This is a genomic window from Pseudahrensia aquimaris (genome assembly GCF_042676045.1).
Classification (GTDB): Bacteria; Pseudomonadota; Alphaproteobacteria; order Rhizobiales; family Rhizobiaceae; genus Pseudahrensia; species Pseudahrensia aquimaris.
On sequence record NZ_JBHTJV010000002.1, the window covers coordinates 115,060 to 135,843 of the forward strand.

At 57.0% G+C, this 20,784-nt stretch carries 19 protein-coding genes; 2 read left to right on the forward strand and 17 right to left on the reverse strand.

Annotation, left to right across the window (positions count from 1 at the left end; all coding sequences use genetic code 11):
- Positions 1-3: 3 nt before the first annotated feature.
- From ACFQ14_RS00515 to ACFQ14_RS00525, 3 genes are read right to left on the reverse strand one after another with little or no spacing between them, the layout of a single operon-like run.
- Positions 4-1,308 carry a TRAP transporter large permease gene (locus ACFQ14_RS00515; RefSeq protein ID WP_377210741.1) on the reverse strand — a complete coding sequence of 435 codons (1,305 nt, stop codon included), beginning with the start codon at positions 1,306-1,308 and terminating at the stop codon, positions 4-6.
- Entirely contained in the window at positions 1,305-1,874 is a 570-nt protein-coding gene (locus ACFQ14_RS00520; RefSeq protein ID WP_377210742.1) for a TRAP transporter small permease subunit, read from the reverse strand. The genes ACFQ14_RS00515 and ACFQ14_RS00520 overlap by 4 nt, the downstream gene beginning before the upstream one ends.
- A 15-nt stretch (positions 1,875-1,889) precedes the next feature.
- Entirely contained in the window at positions 1,890-2,966 is a 1,077-nt protein-coding gene (locus ACFQ14_RS00525; protein WP_377210743.1) for a C4-dicarboxylate TRAP transporter substrate-binding protein, read from the reverse strand.
- A gap of 201 nt (positions 2,967-3,167) precedes the next feature.
- Between ACFQ14_RS00525 and ACFQ14_RS00530 the strand changes: the two genes are divergently transcribed.
- A complete protein-coding gene (locus ACFQ14_RS00530) occupies positions 3,168-4,025 on the forward strand; it encodes a CoA transferase subunit A (RefSeq protein WP_377210744.1) in 858 nt (285 codons plus the stop codon).
- A 20-nt stretch (positions 4,026-4,045) separates the two neighbouring features.
- The gene (locus ACFQ14_RS00535; RefSeq protein ID WP_377211321.1) at positions 4,046-4,792 is read left to right on the forward strand and encodes a CoA-transferase subunit beta; all 747 of its coding nucleotides are present in this window, start codon (positions 4,046-4,048) and stop codon (positions 4,790-4,792) included.
- Here ACFQ14_RS00535 and ACFQ14_RS00540 read toward each other — a convergent pair.
- The 14 genes from ACFQ14_RS00540 to ACFQ14_RS00605 all read right to left on the reverse strand — a co-directional run bounded on the left by ACFQ14_RS00540 (position 4,789) and on the right by ACFQ14_RS00605 (position 20,779).
- Positions 4,789-5,586, reverse strand: coding sequence for a DUF2189 domain-containing protein (locus ACFQ14_RS00540; protein ID WP_377210745.1), 798 nt, complete (start codon positions 5,584-5,586; stop codon positions 4,789-4,791). The two genes, ACFQ14_RS00535 and ACFQ14_RS00540, sit on opposite strands and share 4 nt — an antisense overlap.
- A gap of 76 nt (positions 5,587-5,662) precedes the next feature.
- The gene (locus tag ACFQ14_RS00545; protein ID WP_377210746.1) at positions 5,663-6,628 is read right to left on the reverse strand and encodes an ABC transporter ATP-binding protein; all 966 of its coding nucleotides are present in this window, start codon (positions 6,626-6,628) and stop codon (positions 5,663-5,665) included.
- On the reverse strand, positions 6,628-7,614 hold the full coding sequence (locus ACFQ14_RS00550; RefSeq protein WP_377210747.1) for an ABC transporter ATP-binding protein: 987 nt from the start codon (positions 7,612-7,614) through the stop codon (positions 6,628-6,630). Before ACFQ14_RS00550 ends, ACFQ14_RS00545 begins: the two co-directional genes overlap by 1 nt.
- On the reverse strand, positions 7,614-8,531 hold the full coding sequence (locus tag ACFQ14_RS00555; protein WP_377210748.1) for an ABC transporter permease: 918 nt from the start codon (positions 8,529-8,531) through the stop codon (positions 7,614-7,616). The genes ACFQ14_RS00550 and ACFQ14_RS00555 overlap by 1 nt, the downstream gene beginning before the upstream one ends.
- 1 nt (position 8,532) lies before the next feature.
- Complete coding sequence (locus tag ACFQ14_RS00560; protein ID WP_377210749.1) at positions 8,533-9,513, reverse strand: ABC transporter permease; 981 nt, start codon at positions 9,511-9,513, stop codon at positions 8,533-8,535.
- Between the two features lie 24 nt (positions 9,514-9,537).
- Positions 9,538-11,103, reverse strand: coding sequence for an ABC transporter substrate-binding protein (locus ACFQ14_RS00565; protein WP_377210750.1), 1,566 nt, complete (start codon positions 11,101-11,103; stop codon positions 9,538-9,540).
- Between the two features lie 76 nt (positions 11,104-11,179).
- On the reverse strand, positions 11,180-12,760 hold the full coding sequence (locus ACFQ14_RS00570) for an ABC transporter substrate-binding protein (RefSeq protein ID WP_377210751.1): 1,581 nt from the start codon (positions 12,758-12,760) through the stop codon (positions 11,180-11,182).
- 117 nt (positions 12,761-12,877) lie between these two features.
- The gene (locus ACFQ14_RS00575) at positions 12,878-14,212 is read right to left on the reverse strand and encodes an NAD(P)/FAD-dependent oxidoreductase (protein ID WP_377210752.1); all 1,335 of its coding nucleotides are present in this window, start codon (positions 14,210-14,212) and stop codon (positions 12,878-12,880) included.
- 9 nt (positions 14,213-14,221) lie between these two features.
- Positions 14,222-15,781 carry a trimethylamine methyltransferase family protein gene (locus ACFQ14_RS00580; RefSeq protein WP_377210753.1) on the reverse strand — a complete coding sequence of 520 codons (1,560 nt, stop codon included), beginning with the start codon at positions 15,779-15,781 and terminating at the stop codon, positions 14,222-14,224.
- Positions 15,778-17,250, reverse strand: coding sequence for an aldehyde dehydrogenase (locus tag ACFQ14_RS00585; protein ID WP_377210754.1), 1,473 nt, complete (start codon positions 17,248-17,250; stop codon positions 15,778-15,780). Before ACFQ14_RS00585 ends, ACFQ14_RS00580 begins: the two co-directional genes overlap by 4 nt.
- Entirely contained in the window at positions 17,247-18,155 is a 909-nt protein-coding gene (locus ACFQ14_RS00590; RefSeq protein WP_377210755.1) for a dihydrodipicolinate synthase family protein, read from the reverse strand. Before ACFQ14_RS00590 ends, ACFQ14_RS00585 begins: the two co-directional genes overlap by 4 nt.
- 96 nt (positions 18,156-18,251) lie before the next feature.
- Positions 18,252-18,983, reverse strand: a complete 732-nt coding sequence (locus ACFQ14_RS00595) for a peptidase (protein ID WP_377210756.1) — start codon at positions 18,981-18,983, stop codon at positions 18,252-18,254.
- Between the two features lie 52 nt (positions 18,984-19,035).
- The gene (locus ACFQ14_RS00600; RefSeq protein ID WP_377210757.1) at positions 19,036-19,833 is read right to left on the reverse strand and encodes a transglutaminase family protein; all 798 of its coding nucleotides are present in this window, start codon (positions 19,831-19,833) and stop codon (positions 19,036-19,038) included.
- A 4-nt stretch (positions 19,834-19,837) separates the two neighbouring features.
- On the reverse strand, positions 19,838-20,779 hold the full coding sequence (locus tag ACFQ14_RS00605; protein ID WP_377210758.1) for an alpha-E domain-containing protein: 942 nt from the start codon (positions 20,777-20,779) through the stop codon (positions 19,838-19,840).
- Between the last annotated feature and the right edge of the window lie 5 nt (positions 20,780-20,784).

Here is a 20,784-nt window from a genome sequence, read left to right on the forward strand (position 1 = left end):
CTCCTAAAGAAGAGCGGTTGCGAGTTGTGGGAAAGCCAGCACCAAGCCGAGAACAACCAGCATGATGAGAGCAAAGGGTGCTGCACCGGCGAAGATTTCCGACAGGCTGACTTCGGGGTCATCAATCACGGATTTGATAACGTAAACCGATATGCCAAAAGGCGGCGTAAGCAGGCCGATTTCGACGGCTATTATGGTGACGATGCCGAACCAGATGAGATCGACGTTTAACGGCGCAATCACGGGCAGCATGAGGGGCACCAGAATGAGCAGGATGGAGGATGAGTCGAGTATCATGCCCATCACGATGATTACCGCGCAGTAAAGCAGCAGCACGCTCCACAGGCCGATATCTGCTGTTGCAACCAGATTGCCAAAACCTGCTGGAACGCCCGAGAAAGCCAGCATGCGTGAATACATTTGTGCGGCGATGATGAGGAAGCAGACGGAGGCTGTGACCAAGCCTGTTTCCACGAGCACGTTCCACAATGAACGCCAGCCCAGCGTGCCTTTGGCGAGGCCAAGCACCAGTGCGCCGATGGCACCGATGGCTCCAGCCTCGACGGGCGTGAACAGGCCGCCATATATGCCACCCAGTACCAGCAAGATGAGCAACGCAATGGGCACAGCCTTGAACAGGAGTGCTCTGGCGGGGAGGGCTGGAATGTCGCCCTCACGCGGGCTTCCCGTAAAGCCGGGTGCGAAGGTTGCCATGGCGACAACGCCCAGGGCGAAGAGGATTGCCATGACAATGCCGGGCAAAATGCCCGCGAGGAAAAGATCGCCAATCGATTGCTCGGTCAGCACGCCATAGAGAATGAGCAGCAGCGATGGTGGGATCAGCATGCCGAGGACGGATGATCCGGCAACGATGCCCGCCGCGAAGCGCTTAGTGTAGCCGTGACGAACCATTTCCGGTACAGCGATTTTTGTGAAGATCGCGGCTGATGCGATAGAGATGCCTGTGATGGCTGCGAAGATTGCGTTCGCGCCGACCGTGCCGACGCCGAGGCCGCCTTTCAGCTTTCTGAATGCGGCGTTGGCAACGTCATATGCGTCACGTCCTATGCCGGATTCGGCTACCAGAAACCCCATCAGAACAAACAATGGGACCACGCCGAAATAATAGGACGAGATGGTGTTTGTGGCGGCGAGGCTGAGCAACTTGGATGCGAGAAGTGGCGAGCCCTTGATGGCCCATACGCCAACGAAGGAGCATGCCATCAGCGCAATGGGAACGTAGAGACCGGCAATGACAAGCGCGACCATGGCGGCCAGCGAGACGATGCCTATGTCGAACGGGGTCATTCGCTGGCTCCGTTAACACGGCCTGTGGTGAGCTTTACGATGCGGGCGAGAAACTGGGCGATCAGCAGCACGGTTCCGACCACTAAAATCAATTTCACTGGCCAGACTGGCGCGGTGAAATCGCCCATCGCGCCAACGAATGTGTTGCGCTGCCAGTCCTTCACGAAAAGGGGCCACGCGGCGTAAACCAGAGCGCCGAGAATGCCTACGGCGACAGCATCGAAAACAATTTCGAGAGTCTTGGCGAAGCGGGGTGTTTTGCGCCAAGCGAGTTTCAGCAGCGCATCGGAACGGGTGAACCGGCCCGATCGCAGAGCCTGCGGCACTTGCAGGAAGACTATAGCGACGATGGAGAGTGACACCATTTCCGGCACGCCCGATATGGGCGCGTTAAAGGCTTGTCGCCCGAACACATCAGCGCCGATCAACACCATGAGCGCCACGATAAGCGCTGTTCCGGCGACGTTGAAGATCTGCGTGATGCGGTCGAGCCAAGCGAATACCGCATCCCAGCCACTACCCTGTTCGGCTGGGCTGGGTGCGGGCGGTGCTTCGGGGTGAACCACGGAAGGTGTGTGCCGCTATTCCTTGTCCCAATTGCGCAGCGGCGTGGCACCAGCCTTACGCATTTCTTCCATGTAGAGCGACAGCACTTCGGTGCCTTTCACGCCTTTACCATCGAGATCAGCGGCCCATGCCTTGGCGGCGTTGTCCATGCCAGCCGCCCATGCCTTGCGCATGTCTTCGGGCGCTTCAACAACTGTTGCGCCGTTGGCGGCCATGATTTCCAGTGCCTTGGCGGCGAAGTTGGTAAGGTCGTCATTGTACCAGTCTTTCGCGGCGTCCGCGCCTTTGTGAAGCGCCATGCGGACGGCTTCCGGTTGGGCGTCATACCAGTCTTTGTTGGCGCCGAGCACGCCCGCGAATTGTGCGCCGAGGCCCATGCGGGTGACGTTTGGCGCAACCTCGTAGAGCTTGCCGGGAACGGCGGCGGAAGCGAAGACGATGACGCCGTCATACACGCCGGTTTTCAGTTCGTTGTAATAGGTCGTCAAATTGCCGGAAACGCCGACAGCGCCTGTGCCAGAGAGCCAGTTGATGGCCGCACCCGGCGCCGCGATTTTCTTGCCGTCCAAGTCAGCGAGCGAATTGATCGGGAATTTGGTCATCAGCAGGTAATCGTCAATGCCAATCGGCGCACCAAGATAGACGATGTTGTTGTCCGTATAAGCCTGCTGAAGACGTGCATCTTCTTTGTGCAAACGGTCCATCATGTTGGAAATCTGTTTCACATCGGACGAGACGAAGGGTGTGTAGTAGGTGACGTTCTGCACCGCCAATTTGGCGGGGTCGAACAAAGCTTGCACCGTCCCAATTTCGGCGAGCCCCTCGCCAACCGTTTCCAACTCCTCGCCGACCTTTGCAATGGCACCGCCGGCTTGCAGATCGACGGTGAAAGTATGGCCGGAACCTTCAAGTTCCTTTTGGACTGTTGGAACGAAGACTTCCGGGATCATTTTCACCCAGCGAAACACGGGCGGATGGCCAGCAACGGCTGTGGCTTTCACATCGTCGGCCCATGCATTTATGGACGCGACAGGCGCTGCGCTCAAGGCAAGTACGGCGCTCAGTGTTAGGCTTGCAAGTGTCTTTTTCATTGTATCCTCCCAGATTAAAAATTCACTCTTTCCGGCACGGCTATCCGCACCAGTGTCTGCCGCAAGTGTAAGGGTAGTTTACGTGTGATTGCAAAGCTGAATGCGGTGTTTCTTCGCCTGCTTTCGCGTTGCACTATGGCTTGCCAGCGCTATTGTCATTGGAAGTGTGCGCAGTGTGCTATTGGGGAAACAACGCATAACATGTCAAAGATTATACCTTTGAGCGAAGCGGTGGCTGGCAATATCTCCGATGGCGATGTTGCGGCTTTTGAAGGCTTTACCCATCTCATTCCGCACGCAGCGGCGCATGAGGTAATTCGTCAGGGCGTCAAAGACCTCACCCTAATCCGGATGACTCCTGATCTGGTTTACGACCAGATGGTCGGCATGGGGGTGGTGCGGAAAATGATTTTTTCCTACGCGGGCAATCCCGGCGTGGGGCTGCTGCGACGCATCACTGACGCGATCCAGAACGGTTGGCCTCAGGCGCTGGAAATTGAAGAACATTCCCATGCCGCGATGGCAAACGCCTACGAGGCGGGTGCGGCAAACCTGCCGATGGCTGTTTTCCGTGGCTATTTGGGTGCGGGGCTGAAAGAGGTGAACCCGAACATCAAGTCCGTGACGTGTCCATTCACCGGCGAGGTATTGGCAGCCGTTCCCGCCGTTCGGCCGGATGTGACTTTTATCCATGCGCAGCGGGGCGACCGAAAGGGCAATGTTCTTATAGAGGGTATTTTGGGCGTTCAAAAAGAAGCGGTTTTGGCGGCCAAGCGAGCGGTTGTGACGGTGGAGGAAATCGTTGAGGATTTCGATGACGTGCATCCAAACGTTACGATCCTGCCGCATTGGACGATAGCTGCCGTGGCGCATGTGCCGGGCGGTGCGCATCCGTCTTATGCCCGTGGCTACTACGACCGTGATAACACCGCTTACTTGGAATGGGGTGACATTGCTTCTGACCGTAAGCGGTTTCTTGATTGGATGCGATTGAACGTGTTGGAGGCTTCGCCGGAGGACTTCGCCACGCGTGTTGCAAAGTTGAGGGTTTCGTCGTGAGCAATGTCACCCCAACCGAAATGATGACAATTGCTGCCTCACGGGCGCTCAGTAATGAGGACGTTTGCTTCGTCGGCATCGGCGCACCGTCGGCTGCTTGTAACGTTGCGCGGCTGACTCACGCACCAGACATTACGCTGATCTATGAAAGCGGCACGATTGGCACTGCGCCATCGGTTTTGCCGCTTTCCATTGGCGACGGAGAATTGTGCGAAACGGCACTCACCACCGTCGCGGTGCCGGAAATGTTTCGCTATTGGCTGCAAGGCGGGCGCATCACGGTTGGATTTTTGGGCGCTGCGCAATTGGACAAATTTGGCAACATCAACACCACGGTAATTGGGGATTATCACAATCCAAAAACGCGATTGCCAGGCGGAGGGGGAGCGCCGGAAATCGCTTCGTCATCAGGGCAAATCTATATCACGATGAAACAGAGCCTGCGTGGGATGGTGGAAGCTGTCGATTTCTTTACGAGTTTTGGCCATGGCGAGGGCGGAGACCATCGGCAGCGGTTGGGCATCACCACTCGAGGGCCGACCTTGCTGATTACCGATCTGGCTGTTTGGACGCCCGATCCGATCACGAAGGAATTCATCGTTCGCTCAATGCATCCCGGCGTTACGCGCGAGCAAGTGCAGGAGACGTGCGGCTGGCAGGTTTCGTTTGACGAGGCGGTGGAAGAAACGCCTCCGCCAACAGCGGTGGAAATTTCAACGCTGCGTGAAATCAACGAGCGCACCGCGAAGGCGCACGGCAAGAGCTAGACACTCTTAATCAGAACCTTGCGATAGAGGTGCCACGTCGCGTGGCCCAATATGGGCACGGCGATTATTAACCCTAGGAAGCCGGGGAGCATGGCGATGAATGTTATGACTGCAATGACGATGCCCCAACCCAGCATGACAAGTGGATTCGCCATCACCGACTTCACGCTCAGAATCATGGCAGAGACAAAGTCAATTTCCTGATCCAGCAGCAATGGCATGGAGATGACAGTGATCGAAAACAGTACTGTTGCAAGAACGGCGCCGATGATTGTGCCAACGCCGATGAACAGCAAGCCGTTGGTTGTGGTTGAGATGGTGACCAAAAAACCGTCGAGCGAGGAAAACGAGGTCCATTGCAGGAACAGCGCGAGCAGCAAGCGAACTTGATAGACCCAGACCCAAAACACGAACAGCATCACAAAGGCCATCCAACCGAATTCGCGGCGCTGTTGGCGGAAGATCACACCAACAATATCGCTCCAGATGAACGGCTCGCCGCTCTCATAACGGCGGGACATTTCGTAGAAGCCTGCGGCCAGAAAAGGCGCGATCAATGGGAAGCCTACACCTGCGGCGACAATCAACCAGATTTGATCAAATAGCAGAAGCCCTGCCGAAAAGCCGATGCCGAACAGGGCAATCATAAGCCCGAAAAACATGCTGATCAGTGGCGTGATTTTGAAGTCAGCCAAGCCGTTGCTCAGAGCTGTTTTTACATCATCGCCCGTTATCGTTTGAATGGTGAATGTATCAATCGGCTGAATGGGTGTCGGCGCATTGGATGCAGACATGGCGGTATCCTCCATGAAGCAGTTGAGCATGGAAGGGAACATAGGTCTTTGACCCAGATCAAGGGAGTTTCGCCGCTTATTCAGCCAGATGGCACGCGACACGAGCCTTGCCGACAGGCCGTAAAGCGGGGCGTTCGCTCTTGCAGCGATCAATGGCAATGGGGCAGCGCGGATGGAAGACGCAACCCGATGGCGGGTTGATCGGATCGGGGATTTCGCCTTCGGGAAGGTCTGCCTCCCGGCCAAAGCCATCCAGTTTCGGTGCAGCAGCAAGCAACATGCGGGTATAGGGGTGTTTGGGATCGTCGAAGAGTTCGTCGCGAGCGGCCTCTTCCACCAGTCCACCGAGATAGAGCACGCCAACAACATCGGCCATGTGGCGCACGACCGTGAGGTCGTGGCTGATGAAAAGGAAAGTCAGGCCGAATTCGTCCTTCAGATCGCTCATCAGGTTTAGCACCTGAGCCTGCACTGACACATCCAATGCCGAGGTTGGCTCGTCGCAGACGATCAGGCGCGGTTCGGAAGCGAGCGCGCGGGCGATGCAGATGCGCTGACGCTGGCCGCCTGAAAACTCGTGAGGAAATTTACCAGCGTCTGTTGCGGACAGGCCCACTTGTTCCAGCAGCTTCTCCGCCAAACCATCCACCTTTCCACCCTGCGCGGCGACGGGTTCGGCGATGATATCGCGCACCCGCCAGCGGGGATTGAGGCTTGCATAGGGGTCTTGAAAGATCATCTGAATATCAGAGCGGATATGGTCCACCGCTTTGGCGTCTTGCTCGCGGTAGAGGTCCACGCCTTCGATTTCCACCGAACCGGAAGACGGCGGCAGAAGGCCGACGATGATTTTGCCGATGGTCGATTTGCCGGAACCGGATTCGCCAACGAGGGCGTAAACCGTCTTTTCCTCGATCTCGAAACTTACGTCAGCCACCGCCGTCAGCATTGCCTTTTCGCGGCGCTCAATAAGGCGGTTGAGCCATGGTTTGGAGACGTCGAAAATGCGGATCAGGTCTTTGACGGAAACGAGGCTGGGCATCACTTTTCCTCTCCGGCAAACCAACAGGCGGCGCGGCCTTCATGGGCATCCAGACGCGGTCGTGGGTCGGTGCGGCATTTGTCTTGCGCGCGTGTGCAGCGTGGGTTGAAGGCGCAGCCGGTGGGCAGCGCGTCGAGGCGTGGCATCGAACCTTCGATCTGTACCAAACGGTCGCGGCCTGCGGAGGCGAGTGGCGTCGAACCCATCAAGCCGATTGTGTAGGGGTGCGTTGGTGCTGACAGAACTTCACGGGCGGAACCGAGTTCCGCCATGCGGCCAGCATACATGACAGCGACACGGTCTGCTGTCTCGGCAATCACGCCCATGTCGTGAGTGATGAGCATGATGGCGGTCCCGCGTTCACGGCATAGCCTGCGCAGCAGCGCGATGATCTGGGCTTGGACGGAGACATCAAGGGCGGTCGTCGGCTCGTCTGCGATGATGAGTGAGGGTTCAGCGCAAAGGGCGAGTGCAATGACAACGCGTTGGCGCATGCCGCCGGAGAATTGGTGTGGATAGGCGTCGATGCGTTCTTCCGCGGCGGGAATGCCAACTTCGCGCAGGCCCTCGATGGCGCGTTGATTGGCTTCGGATTCCGATGCGTCGAGATGTTCCAATATCGTCTCGCGCAATTGGTCACCGATGGTGAGCAACGGGTTGAGCGAGGTGAGGGGGTCTTGAAACACCATGCCGATATGCTTGCCGCGCAGGCGGCGCATGGCTTCGCCTTTTAAGTGGTCGATGCGTTCGTTTTGAAGCCAGATTTCACCGCCGGAAATGTGGGTGGGTGCGGTGAGCAGACCAATGACGGCGTTGCCGGTCATGGACTTGCCCGCGCCAGATTCGCCAACCACGCCAAGGATTTCACCAGCTGCGATGTCGAAGGAGACTTCGTCCACCGGCTTCAGCACGCCGTTGCGCGTCGGGATGGAGACCGACAGGTCGCGCACGGACAGGACCGGGTAATTGCTCAATGTGTCAGACATCAGCGCAACTTTGGATTGAGCGCGTCGCGCAGCCAATCGCCCAGCAGGTTGACGGAAAGCGCAAGCGCCAGAAGCGTGATTGATGGGAACAGGATGATCCACCATTCACCTGAAAACAGATAGCCTTGGCCGATACGGATGAGCGTGCCCAGCGACGGCTGTGTCGGTGGTGCGCCAACGCCAAGGAAGGAGAGTGTGGCTTCCGCGATGATGGCAAGCGCCAGCGAAATTGTGGCGATGACGAGCACGGGGGAAAGAACGTTTGGCAGGATGTGGCGCAGCATGATGGCGCCGGGCTTGCGGCCGATAAGGCGGGCGGCCTGCACGTATTCCTTGTTCTTCTCCACCAGCGTTGCGCCGCGCACAACGCGCGCGAACTGCACCCAGTCCGACAGGCCGATGGCAATGATGAGCACCCAGATTGCCATTTCATCGCGCATGTCCACCGGCGTGATGCCCTTGGCGATGCCGAAGATCAGCATGGCGACGAGAATGGCGGGGAAGGTAAGTTGCACGTCTGCGACCCGCATTATAATCGTTTCTGTCCAACCGCCCACATAGCCCGCAAGAAGACCAAGTGTGACGCCGAGAATGAGTGCAAACGATACTGCGGCAAACCCAACGAACAGTGAGATGCGCATGCCGTAGAGGATGGTGGAGAAAACATCACGGCCCTGATCGTCCGTGCCGAGCCAGAAAACATCTCCGGTGAAAGCGTTTGGCTCCATCGGTCTTGAGAAGCCGTTCATCAGGTTCAGCGAGCCGGGGTCGAAAGGATTGTAGGGCGCGATGAGAGGCGCGAAGATTGCGGCCAACACGAGCAGCAGGACAACGCCGAGCGATATGATAGCCACGGGCGAATGGCGGAATGACCAAGCGAAATCGCTTTGCCAGAGGCGGGAGAGAGTATCTGTCATATCAGTGCCCCGCCGAGCGGTCGACGCGCAGCCGTGGGTCGATGCTGAAATAGAGAATATCGACGATCAGGTTTATCGCCACGAACATGACCGAGATGAGCATGAGATATGCGGCCATGACTGGAATATCGACGAATTGGATGGCGTTGATGAACAACAAGCCAACGCCCGGCCATTGGAACACGGTCTCCGTGATGATGGCAAAGGCGATGATTGCGCCCAGTTGCAGGCCGGTGACGGTGATGACCGGAACGAGCGTGTTTTTCAACGCGTGGCGAAAATGCAGTGTGCGGTCGCGCAGCCCGCGGGCGCGGGCGAAACGGATATAGTCGGCGCGCAGCACATCCAGCATTTCAGATCGGACCAGCCGCATGATCAGCGTCATTTGATAGAGGCCGAGCGTGATGGCGGGCAGGATGATGGCCTTAAGGCCTGAAGACGTGAGAAAGCCTGTCGTCCAACCGCCGATCTGCACCGTGTCTCCGCGTCCGAAACTGGGCAGCCAGCCAAGTTCTACTGCGAAGAGATAGATCAGCAAGATACCTATCAGAAATGTTGGCAGCGACACGCCTATGAGCGATGTTGCCATGATCACGTTGGCGGCTATTCCGTCTCGTTTGATGGCAGTGAAAACGCCGAGCACTACGCCAAAGAAGATTGCCAATATGCCGGAGACAAATGCGAGTTCCAGCGTTGCGGGCGCGCGCTCTTTGAGGATTGCAGCGACCGGGCGGCCTTGGCGATAGGAAATGCCAAAATTTCCCTGCGCGGCGTTTTGCAGAAATTTTCCGTATTGCACGATGAAAGGCTGGTCGAGGCCCAGTTCGCCCCGCAGACGTTCAATGTCGGCATCTGTTCGCTCTTGGCCGAGCATGTTGTCGATCGGGTCGCCGACAAACCGGAACATGGAGAACGCCACCAGCCCGACGACGAGCAGCACAACGAAGGACTGGAAGACCCGCCTGATGATGAATGCCAGCATATTTCGCGCCCCCGGTCCCGCCGCCTAGTTTTTCGTCACCCAACGCAGGATGAGGAAATTGTCCGGACGCTGGGTAAGCGAAACGGTATCGCGGGTGCCCCAGATCAGCGGCTGTACGTAAAGCGGCACGTAGGCGACTTCGTCCTGCATGATTTTCGCACTGGCATTCAGCATGGCTTGGCGTTTTGCATCGTCAATTTCCGACTGGATCTGCGGCAGCATGGCATCAATTTCAGCGTTTGAATAATCGCCAAAATTCCAGCTGCCGAGTTTCTTTTCGCTGTCGGGCGTGTGGGCCAGAAAGCGGATCGGATGTTCCGCGTCGAACGTGCCGGGGGACCAGCCGAGCAGATACATGTCGAAATTGTCGGCCCGAAGTTCCGGCCAGTAGGTGCGAACGGGCATGGCGTCGAGTTCTGACTTGATGCCGACCTGCGCCAACATGCTGACCACGGCTTGGCAGACGGCCTCATCGTTCAGATAGCGGTCGTTGGGGCATTTTAAGCCGAAGGAAAAGCCGTTGGGATAGCCTGCCTCCGTGAGCAGTGATTTTGCCTTTTCCAGATCGACCGCCGGGCGGGTGCCGAGGTCTTCGGAATAGCCGCGCATGGCGGGGCTGACCAATTGCGAGGCGGGTTGAGCTGCGCCGCGCATGATTGTCTGAATAATTGCGTCGACATTGACCGCATGGGCGACGGCTTGGCGCACGCGTACGTCTTTGAACGGATTGGGCTTGCCCGCATCGGCGCCGTATTTCAGCGTATCGGCTGCATGGGGGAAGCCGAGCATGATGACGCGCGCTTCAATGCCTTCGATCACTTTGATGCCCTCAGATTGTTTCAGCCGCGCTGCGTCTTGGATGGGCACAGGGTTGATCATGTCCACATTGCCAGCCAACAGGGCGGCGACGGAGGTGGCTGAATTCTGGATGGGGGTGAATTCGGCGCGGGTGAGATTGTGCTCCGGCGTGCCCCACCAGTTTTCAAACGGTTCCAGAACGGTTTTCAGGCCCGGTTGGCGTTCAACCAGTTTGAACGCGCCCGTGCCGTTGGTGTTTAGCGTGGCGTGGGTCTCGGTGTCTTTGGCGGGCACAGTGGCGTTGTTCGCTTCGCTCCAGCCTTTGTCCATGATCATGAAGTTGGCGATGGAATCGGGGAAGATCGGGTTTGGCGCCTTGGTGAGGAAGTCGATGGTGAAATCGTCCACCACCTTCACTTCGGAGACCGGCGCGAACCACGAGCGGGTGTCGGCGGTTTCGCCCGATGCGCGCTGGTAGGAGAAAAGCACGTCTTCTGCGGTGAAAGCCGAGCCGTCGTGGAATGTCACGCCCTTGCGGAGGTTAAAGCGCCAGCCGGTGTCACCAAGTGGCTCCCAGCTTTCAGCCAGCGCTCCTTCGATTGCCATCGTCTTGGAGCGGCGCACGAGGCCTTCATAGACGTTGTTCAAAAAGCCGAGGACAGGCGCGGAGTTCGTCGCGTGCGGGTCCATCGTTTGTGGGTCGGTGGTTGAAGCCCATTTGAAGGTGGCGGCGTGGGCAGATGTGACCATGATGGTTGCGCCCAGCAAGGCAGCGGCGAGTGACTTGATCATGGGATTTCCTTCGGGCTCTTAAAAACGGGAAAACCGCCGGCTCGAAGAAGAACCGGCGGCTTTGATTGGCGTCAGACTATTTCGACATTTTGAAATATTTGAAATGTGCCACGTCGTCGGGCGCGACGATAGTGTCGACTTTGGACGACATGCCCCAATTCAGCACTTGGTGATGGATCGGGATGTAGAGCGTCTCATCCTGCACCGTGTTCCAAATGTCGGCGATTGTCGCGTTGCGCTCTTCCAGATTCGTGTTGGAAGCGAGCGACACGATCTTCGCGTCCAGTTCCGGGTTGGAATATCGGGTTGCATTCCAAGAACCGTATTTCTCGCCCTTCGTGTGGGTGAGGAAGTTGAACACGTATTCTGAATCGTAGGTAGGAACGCCCCAGCCGAGCATGTAGAAATCTGTTTCAAGATTGCTGAGCAGCGGGAAGTGTTGGGCCTTCGGCTTGGCGTCGAGCTGCACCTTTATGCCGATCTGCGCAAGCATGCCGACTGCTGCCTGACAGATCGCTTCATCGTTGATGTAGCGGTCGTTGGGGCAATCGAGGCGGATAGAGAAGCCGTCAGGATAGCCAGCCTCGGCCATCAGTGCTTTGCCTTTTTCGATATCGGTTGCGGGCACAGCATCAAGCTCTGCCGTCCAGCCATTGACGAAAGGCGGCGCGATCATGCCAGCGGGAATCGACTGGTCGCGCATAACGATCTTTTTGATCGCCTCGCGGTTGATCGCCATGTTCATGGCTTGGCGCACGCGCTTGTCGGCGAGCGGATTTTTGCCTTCCACATCGTCAGCGGTGATGTCGGCATCGCCGACGTTCATGCCGAAGAAGATGACGCGGTTTTGCGGAGCAGTTTTCACCTGCAAGCCGTCGGCTGCATTCACGCGCTCAAGGTCTTGCACTGGCACGTCCTGGATGAAGTCAACTTCGCCGGACAGGATGGCTGCCACGCGGGTCGCCTGGTTCTGGATCGGCGTATAGACGATTTCGGTCACTTCCAGCGGAAACTCGCCTTTGCCCCAATAGCCGTCGAAGGCTTTCAGCACGGTCTTGGTGTCCGGTTCGCGGGAAACCAGCATGTAAGCGCCGGTGCCGTTTGCATTTTTGGCTGCGAATGTTTCCTCGCCGCCCTCGTAATCCTGAACTTTGACGGCGTTGTTCGTTTCGGCCCACGTTTTGTCCATGATGAACATATTGGTAAGGTTGTTTGGCATGATTGGGTTGGGACCGTTGGTCTCGATTTCGACCGTATATTTGTCAGCAGCACGAACTTCTTTCACGGATGCCAGCAATTCCTTGTAGTCGGAATCCTTCGTCATCGCCCGGTTGAGCGAGAAGACAACGTCCTCAGCATCGAAGTCGGCACCGTCGTGGAATTTCACCCCTTCGCGCAGTTTGAACGTCCAGATATTCGGGTTTTCGGCGCTGGGCCCCCATTCGGTGGCGAGTGCGGGTACGATCTTGCCCGTCATGTCACGCATCACGAGCGGCTCCATGATCTGGTGGGCCAGGGCCGACGTGGGGCCTTCGTTCTGGGCGTGAGGGTCGAGCGTCAGTGCATCGCCTGCGCGGGCCCAGCGGAGTGTTTCGGCATAGGCGGTGGTTGCGCTGAGTGCGATGGCACCGGCGAAGAGGATTTTGGTTATTTTCATGGCAAGTCTCCCGAACTGCTTGTTTTTTCCGCATATAAGCTGGCAGCAAATGGTCGGGCAGTCCAGATGGGTCACTGTGACAGGTACAGTGCAGAGTGCGACAAATTGGCATTGGCGTTACATTTCGCGTCCAGCCCTGAACTCACCCCACCGCAGCGTGGCCTCTGCGCCCAACGATGCGAAGGGTTCTGGCGGCAAGCGCTTAGGCTTTGGATAGGCAAGCATGGCGCGTAGGCTGTTAGACGATTTGCCCATCATCATTTCTGCAATCAGTTTGCCCGAAAGCGTCCCCATCGCTGTGCCGAGGCCGTTCTGGCAGCAAGCGGAAAACAAGCCGTCGTCGATTTCACCAAAAGCAGGAACGGTGTTCCAGCTTAGGCACAAAAGGCCGCCCCAACGATATTCCATTTTGACATCTTTGAGGTTTGGGAAACGTTCGGTGAAAGACCGGTCATGGGCGGGGGCGATGGCGTTGAGTTTATCGGGGGAAACGGTGCGCTTGGGCGACCATGTGAAACGGTTGCGCACGACGATACGGGTGCCGCCGGTGCCAGAGATTTTGCGCACTGTGGTTCCAAGTGGGTCTGCTGGCGTAAAGCCCCAACGCTCGGAGCCACCCAGTTTGGCGATGGATTCTGGTGACAAGGCTTCCGTCATGGATGCGTAGAGATAAATGTGCATCAGGCGGCGTTGGAAATGGCCGAAACTTTCCGCATGGCCGTTCGTGGCAAGCACAACGCGGGGCGCGATGAGTGATCCTTTGGGTGTTATGATCTGCCAATTCTGGTTTGATTTACGCATTTCTATAACAGGCGAATTTTCGCATAGCATAACGCCGCTTTCCACCAACCCACGCGCTAGATGGCGCACGTACAGGGCGGGTTGAAGCATGGCTGTGCCGGGGGTGAACAGGCCGGAACGATAGTAGGACGAGCCGCTGATGGCTCGCATTTGAGCGGCATCCAGCATTTCGTGGGCTTCGGTGAGTTTGCTCAAATGGATGGCGTAGTCGCGGTTATGTTTATCGCCCTTTTCCGTGGCGGCAGCGTTGATTTTGCCGCTTATGGTGAAGGCTTCATCGCTCATAGCCAGTTCTTCGGCGGCTTGGGCGGCGTAGGCGATGGCTTCGCGGTTCATAGCAGTTTGCGCAGCGTCCGTGTCGCTTACGCCCGCATAGTCTTTGGAGGCGAGATTGTGGGGAAGGTCAATCATAAAGCCGGAATTGCGGCCTGCTGGCCCTTCCGCAACCCTGCGGGCTTCCAGCACAATGATTTTGGCCTTCGGTTCCAATTGATTGAGACGGCGGGCGGCGGTGAGGCCGGCAAAGCCTGCGCCGATCACCACCACATCGGCAGTTTGCTTTCCTTCAAGCGGCGTTGGCGCGGACGCGGCTGGCAAAATTTCAAGCCATGCGGCGGGGCCGGGGTCGAAGGGTTGGCGGGTGACTTTCATTGGCGGCAGCTAGAACTCGTCGTTCAGCGCATCAACCGCCGGAATTTCCCGCTCGCGCCGCGTGATGTAATCCAGCAGCGCTTCATTTGTAGCAGCTTCAAGTGTGGGTTCTTCGTAAGCGTTGAGGAGGCTCTTTGCGTGGAGCAAAGCGCGTTCGGTTATATCTTTGGAGCCGTCTGCAATCCATTGTTCGATGGAATTGTTGTCGAACATGTCGGGCATGAAAAACGCCTTTTGGAAATTCTCCTGTGTGTGGGGATGACCAAGATAATGACCGCCGGGGCCGATGTCGCGAACGGCAGCCAGCGCCTCGTCGAAATCATCCCATTGAACCCCTTCGACCATGCGGTAGCCCATCGCGCATTGTTCAGCATCGACCACAAATTTCGCCATTGAGCAGTGCATTCCCGCTTCGTTCCAACCGGCGGAGTGCCACATGTAATTCGCACCGGACATCAGCACCGCCATCATGGTGGAGGCCGATTCGTAGCCGGCTTGCGCGTCAAACGTCTTCGCGCCGCCCAAGGTATTCGACGTGCGCCACGGCACGCGATAGTGGCGTGCCATTTGACCTATCATGAAGTTCATCAAGCTGATTTCCGGCGTGCCTGCCATCGGTGCGCCGGACTTCATCGATACGGTGGAAAGATAGTGACCGTAGATTGCAGGGCAGCCTTTGCGGATGACCTGCGTGTAGGCGAGGGCAGACAGTGCTTCGGCGTTCAGTTGAGCGACGGCGGCGGCGGTTGATGCGGGTGTGTTCGCGCCGCCTAACACGAAGGGCGAACACAAGACCGGCTGATTGCGCTTGCAAAACGCGCGCATCGCTCCCAGCATGGTTTCGTCCCACACTAGGGGTGAATTGCCATTGCAATTGCCAGTAGTGACGGCATGGGTTTCCATAAATTCTTCGCCAAATAAAATGGCGCACATGTCCATCACGTCTTCTGCGTTTTTCGGACTGGTGGTCATGCCCATGAATGTCTTGTCGGAGTGTTTCATGGATGAATAGGTGATGCGCAGATGTCGGTGGGCGACCACGTGATCCATCGGTTCAACAATGTGATGGGCGGTGGAATGCATAGCCGGCAGCATGTGCGCGAGCTTGTGAAAATCTCCCAAGTCTTTCAACGTCGGGCCACGTCGCTTGTCCTCCAGATCGCGCATATAGGGCGCACCTGTCATGGGAACGAAGATTGCGTGGTCTTTGCCGAAGGGCAGATTGTTGGCTGGATTTCGTGCGTGATAGGTGAAGTTTTCCGGGATGGTGCGGATTAATTCGCGCACCATTTGACGATCAAGATGAACGCGGTCGTCCTCGCCTATTTTTGCACCCGCTTTGCGCCAATCCTCGATCGCAACCGGGTCGCGGAAAACAACGCCGACCTCTTCGAGAATATCCATCGACGCGTTATCAATCTTGGCAATCTGCTCGTCGTTCAACGGTTCTACCAGCGGAAGATTGCGCTTCAACGCGGGCAGCATGGTTGTGTCGTGAGCAGAGCGCAATTCGCGGCGCGAGGAACGTCCGCCGCGGCGGAGGCGGACGGGTTCTTGCGCGATGCTCATCCGACATTGTCTCCGCTGGCAGGGTCGGAGAGATCAACCCATATGGTTTTCAATTCCGTGTATTGGTCGTGGGCATGGATGCCGTTGTCTCGTCCGCCAAAGCCAGATTGCTTATAGCCTCCAAAGGGCGTCGAGATATCGCCCTCTCCGTAGCAGTTTACAGTGACGGTGCCTGCGCGAATGGCGCGAGCCGTTGTCATGGCTTTGCGGGTGTTGGCCGTAAAGACGCTGGCGGCGAGGCCATAATCGGTGTCGTTGGCGACCTCAATGGCTTCGTCCAGGGTTGCGACCGTGATGACGGAAAGGATGGGGCCAAAGATTTCTTCGTGGGCGAGTGGGTCGTTGCGGTCGACTTCGAATATGGTCGGCTCGACGAAGGGGCCTTTGGGTTTGTTTTTCAGATAAGAAGAGACCTTCTTAACGTGTTCGGCGTCGATTAACGCTCCCAGATGATTTTGCGGGTCAAGCGGATCGCCTGTTTTCCAGTCGCGCAGACGGGCGGTGACGCGCTCCATGAGCGCGTCTTTGACGGAGGCTTGAACAATGAGGCGGGAATTGGCTGAGCAATTTTCGCCCATGTTCCAGAAAGCTGCGTTGACGACGTGTTGGGCGACAAGATCAAGATTTTCTGCGTCGTCCAGAACGATGGCCGGATTTTTGCCGCCGCATTCTAGAACAACTTTCTTGAGGTTTGAATCTGCTGCATATCGCAAGAAGCGGCGGCCTGTTTCTGTGGAGCCGGTGAAGCTGACCATGTCCACATCCATATGCAGTCCGAGAGGCTCGCCAACGGCTGGACCATCGCCGGGCAACACTTGCAATACGCCGCGGGGGATGCCTGCTTCCGCTGCTAGCTCGGCTACACGCAGGGCCGTCAGTGATGTCTGCTCTGCGGGTTTGACGATCACCGAATTGCCAGTTGCGAGCGCAGGCCCAATTTTCCAGGCGAGCATCAGCAGCGGGAAATTCCAAGGCAAGATCGCAGCGACGACACCAATGGATTCGCGCAAAATCATGGCCATAGCGTCTTCGCCTGTGGGGGCGACTTGATCGTAGATTTTATCGACAGCCTCAGCGTGCCATTTGATTGTGTGGATGGTCTCTGGAAGATCTATCTGAACGCAATCACGAATGGGTTTGCCAGAATCGAGACTTTCCATAACTGCCAGTTCGCGGGCATTTCGGGTGATGAGTTTGCAAAGGCGGATCAGGATTTCCTTGCGTTCACCGGGATGCATTTTTGACCAATGGCCCTGCTCGAAAGCCTCGCGTGCTTTGCTGACCGCGAAATCCACATCTGCCGCATCGCATGAGGTGATTTCGGTGAGTGTTTCTCCCGTTGCAGGGTTGATCGTCTTAAAAGGTGTGCCGCTGCCTTTGCGATACTTGCCGTCGATGAAGGCGGTGCGGGGGAAGTCCATATCTTTCGCGATGGCTGCATAGTCGTCACGGGTAAGAAGGTCGCTCATGCGGTGTCCCCTTCGATTTGTTGGATGGCGGCGTCAAGCGTTCTGATGACTTCGGCAAGCTGTCGCTTGTCCTCCTTGTTGAGCGGCTGAAGCGGGCGGCGGGGTGGGCCGCAATCTATGCCGCGCAGGGTGACGCCATGCTTGATGCATTGAACGAATTTGCCGCCTTGTTCCAGAACGCTCATCAGCGGCAGCATGGCGGTCATGATGCGGCGACCCTTGGTGAAATCGCCTTCAATGGCGCAGGCTTTGTAGAGTGCGATGTGTGCTGCGGGCGCGAAATTCGAACCGGCGCAGACCCACGATCGGGCACCCCAAGCGAAAAATTCCAGCGCCTGATCGTCCATCCCACACGATAGAGCAATGTGCGGATAATCGCGGGCCAGCATATGCAGGCGGTTGGGGTCGCCGGAGGATTCTTTGATGGCGCAAAAATTTGGTGAGCGGCCCAGACGGTCCAGCGTCTCTTCGTCCATATTGACGCTCATCCTGCCGGGGTAGTTGTAAAGCATAACAGGCAGATTTGCTTCGCGGTCAATGGCAAGCGCATGCAGCGCGATCTCACGGCCTGTTGGATATGCGTAAGGCGGGGTCGCGACTAAGAGAGCGTCCGCGCCGATGCGCTTGGCCTCGCGGGCATAGAGAATAGAATCCTCCGTGCGGATCGCGCCGGTGCCTATGATCAAGGGCAGGCGTGTGCCGATGATTTTCTTGGCCAGCGCCATCATGTGAAAGCGCTCTTCCATCGACTGCGCGTAATACTCGCCCGTTGTGCCTGCGATGATGAGACCATGAACGCCCGATGCGATCAGGTGTTCGATAACGGCTGCAAAGGCGTCTTCGTTGATGGAATGATCGTCGTTGTGGGGCGTTACAACTGGCGTGTAGATGCCTTCAAATTGCATGGGCGACTTTGTCTTTGTTCTGTTTTGACCATCAGCCTAGGGGCTGGCAGCAAAACGACAAAGAAGTGTTTGCGACATGGGTGGTGTGTCTGCGCCCTATTTATAGCTTGGCAACTCTTTGAACGCGCTGCGCAGCGCTTCGCCCCACGAATTTGAAATCTCTGCGTAAGCGGCATCATCTTCTTCGATACGCACCTCGCTTCGGACTTTGAACGTGTCCTTTTCGTAGGTTTGAAGATCAAACGGCATGCCGACCGACAGATTGGCCTTCAGGGTGGAATCGAAGGAGATCAGCAGGAGTTTGACGGCTTCGTCGAAATCGAGGCTCTCGTCGAAGGCGCGCACCAAAATGGGGCGGCCATATTTCAATTCGCCGATCTGGAAGAAAGGGTTTTCCGTCGTCACTTCGACGAAATTGCCTTCTGGGTAGATGAGGAAAAGCGTCGGGTCGCTGCCCTTTATCTGACCGCCAAGGATCACCGTCGCTTTGAACTTTGATGCGCCCTTCATACCGTCATTGCTGTTGCTCTCGCGGATGACTTCTTTGAGCGTATCGCCGACGAGGCGGGCGACTTGGAACATGGAGTGTTCGTGAAGGATCGTGGCGCTGCGGTCGCTGGCGATTTTGGAGCGTTCTTCGATAAGACTGATGAGCGACTGGGTGGTGGCCAGATTGCCTGCCGTCATGATGGTGATCACGCGCTCGCCGGGAACTTCCCAGGTGAACATCTTTTTGGTTTTTGAGAAATTGTCGACGCCAGCATTAGTGCGTGTGTCAGACATGAAGACAAGACCGCTTTTGAGGCGAAGGCCGACGCAGTAGGTCATTTGAAAATCCTGAAAGGTGATTCCCACCGCGTAGTGCGATGCGAGATGCTTTCTACTGCTGGACTTGCAGGGATACAATCATGGATTCACTTCCTGCACCGCGTCTTATGCCCGAAATCGGGCCTGCGTCTTTGGAATCCAAACCACAGGCCAGTCGGACATAACGCTCATCCGGCGCGATGCCATTGGAAACATCGAAGCCAACCCAGCCAAGATCATCGAGCCACGCCTCGGCCCATGCGTGACTGGCGTCTTGGTCAACGCGGTCGTTCATCATCAGATAGCCGCTGACATAACGCGCTGGTAGACCTGCATAGCGGCAGGCGGCGACGAAAATTTGCGCGTGATCCTGACAAACGCCGTGGCCGTTTGCGAGTGCGAATTCTGCGGTGGTGCCTGAGAAGGTTTTGCCTGTCTCATAAGGAACGAGAGAGAGGATTTCGGCGGACAAGGCGTGCAGGCTCGAAAGCGTCTCGCCGCTCGTATCAACGCTTTTGGCGAGACGGCGGATATTTTTGCCAGGGTCTGTACGTGGGGTCGTGTGTTTGTAGAGCCATAAAGGTGCCGTGCCGTAGACCTTGCCCAGCACGCCAGCGGTGTCGTTTGTTTCCACGGTGCCAGATGCTGTGATGCGAATTTCGCTGGCGCCCTGTTCGGCACTGACAAGCTTGGTGAAGTTGTCGTGGTGATCGGAAAATTCGAGTTGCGCTGCGCCGTTTTCAACCGTGATTGCCCAATCAAGGACCTTTTGTTGCGGGGTATCTCTCGGCGTCAAACGCACCTGCTGGAGCGCAGAGGTGATGGGCGATTCGTACGTATATGTTGTAGTGTGGCTGATGATGAGTTGCATGGATCTAACCAACGAACCTGTAGTCACGCTCGATCTGCGCCCCGATGGCGTTGTTCTCGCGGATGAAATTGCCAATGCTCTCGTGAAGTCCGGTGTTGATGATTGAGCCAATTTCCTTGTCTCGCAACTGTTCGCTCAGACTGTCAGCCATATCGTGACACGGTAGGCGGGAACCGTAGTCTTTTTCCAGATAATCAAGGTTGCTCTTCAGGTTTGTGGCGCAGAAGGCGAGCGAGCGGGGGAAGCGTCGGTCAAGAATGAGGAATTGCGCCACCGATCCGGGGGTCATCTCCTGTTCGTTGATCCAGTGGAACGCGCGGTGGGCGGATACGGCACGCAGGATCATGTCCCATTGCACATTGTCGAGCGATGAGCCGACGAAACTGGCTGATGGTAGCAGGGTGTAATATTTCACATCGAGAATCCGTGCTGTGTTGTCAAAGCGTTCCAGCGCCGTGCCGACTTGTGCAAAATCGTAGATATCGTTGCGCAGCATCGTGCCATGAAGCGCGCCACGAACGAGCGCGTTCTGGCGGCGTATGGTGCCCAAAATAGCGGGAAGGTCGGTCTCGCGAACGGGGCGCTTCAGCCCGTCTTTTAGCGTCATCCAGGTTTCGTTGACGGCTTCCCACAACTCGGTGGTGATGGCGATGCGCACCATGCGGGCATTGGTGCGGGCGTTTTCAATCGCCGTTATCACGCTTGATGGGTTACTGGCATCGCGCAGCAGGAAGTCCGTTACATTGGCAGCCGTGTATGCATCATGTTTCGCATCAAAGGCGCGGCGCACACCGGCTGTGGTGACGACGGATTTCCATTCGCTCACGCTGTCGCTGGAGCGGGTGAGCGCGATGCGGAACCCGGCTTCCAAAAGACGCGCGGTGTTCTCGCTGCGCTCCAGTGAACGGAACATCCAGTATATGCCGCCAGCGGTTTTACCCAGCACTGTAT

What these genes read in the sequence shown, in the direction of transcription:
- ACFQ14_RS00515 (WP_377210741.1), bottom strand. Translation starts at nt 1,308, where the DNA reads ATGACCCCGTTCGACATAGGCATCGTCTCGCTGGCCGCCATGGTCGCG.
- ACFQ14_RS00525 (WP_377210743.1), bottom strand. Translation starts at nt 2,966, where the DNA reads ATGAAAAAGACACTTGCAAGCCTAACACTGAGCGCCGTACTTGCCTTG.
- ACFQ14_RS00530 (WP_377210744.1), top strand. Translation starts at nt 3,168, where the DNA reads ATGTCAAAGATTATACCTTTGAGCGAAGCGGTGGCTGGCAATATCTCC.
- ACFQ14_RS00535 (WP_377211321.1), top strand. Translation starts at nt 4,046, where the DNA reads ATGATGACAATTGCTGCCTCACGGGCGCTCAGTAATGAGGACGTTTGC.
- ACFQ14_RS00540 (WP_377210745.1), bottom strand. Translation starts at nt 5,586, where the DNA reads ATGTCTGCATCCAATGCGCCGACACCCATTCAGCCGATTGATACATTC.
- ACFQ14_RS00545 (WP_377210746.1), bottom strand. Translation starts at nt 6,628, where the DNA reads ATGCCCAGCCTCGTTTCCGTCAAAGACCTGATCCGCATTTTCGACGTC.
- ACFQ14_RS00550 (WP_377210747.1), bottom strand. Translation starts at nt 7,614, where the DNA reads ATGTCTGACACATTGAGCAATTACCCGGTCCTGTCCGTGCGCGACCTG.
- ACFQ14_RS00555 (WP_377210748.1), bottom strand. Translation starts at nt 8,531, where the DNA reads ATGACAGATACTCTCTCCCGCCTCTGGCAAAGCGATTTCGCTTGGTCA.
- ACFQ14_RS00560 (WP_377210749.1), bottom strand. Translation starts at nt 9,513, where the DNA reads ATGCTGGCATTCATCATCAGGCGGGTCTTCCAGTCCTTCGTTGTGCTG.
- ACFQ14_RS00565 (WP_377210750.1), bottom strand. Translation starts at nt 11,103, where the DNA reads ATGATCAAGTCACTCGCCGCTGCCTTGCTGGGCGCAACCATCATGGTC.
- ACFQ14_RS00570 (WP_377210751.1), bottom strand. Translation starts at nt 12,760, where the DNA reads ATGAAAATAACCAAAATCCTCTTCGCCGGTGCCATCGCACTCAGCGCA.
- ACFQ14_RS00575 (WP_377210752.1), bottom strand. Translation starts at nt 14,212, where the DNA reads ATGAAAGTCACCCGCCAACCCTTCGACCCCGGCCCCGCCGCATGGCTT.
- ACFQ14_RS00580 (WP_377210753.1), bottom strand. Translation starts at nt 15,781, where the DNA reads ATGAGCATCGCGCAAGAACCCGTCCGCCTCCGCCGCGGCGGACGTTCC.
- ACFQ14_RS00585 (WP_377210754.1), bottom strand. Translation starts at nt 17,250, where the DNA reads ATGAGCGACCTTCTTACCCGTGACGACTATGCAGCCATCGCGAAAGAT.
- ACFQ14_RS00590 (WP_377210755.1), bottom strand. Translation starts at nt 18,155, where the DNA reads ATGCAATTTGAAGGCATCTACACGCCAGTTGTAACGCCCCACAACGAC.
- ACFQ14_RS00595 (WP_377210756.1), bottom strand. Translation starts at nt 18,983, where the DNA reads ATGACCTACTGCGTCGGCCTTCGCCTCAAAAGCGGTCTTGTCTTCATG.
- ACFQ14_RS00600 (WP_377210757.1), bottom strand. Translation starts at nt 19,833, where the DNA reads ATGCAACTCATCATCAGCCACACTACAACATATACGTACGAATCGCCC.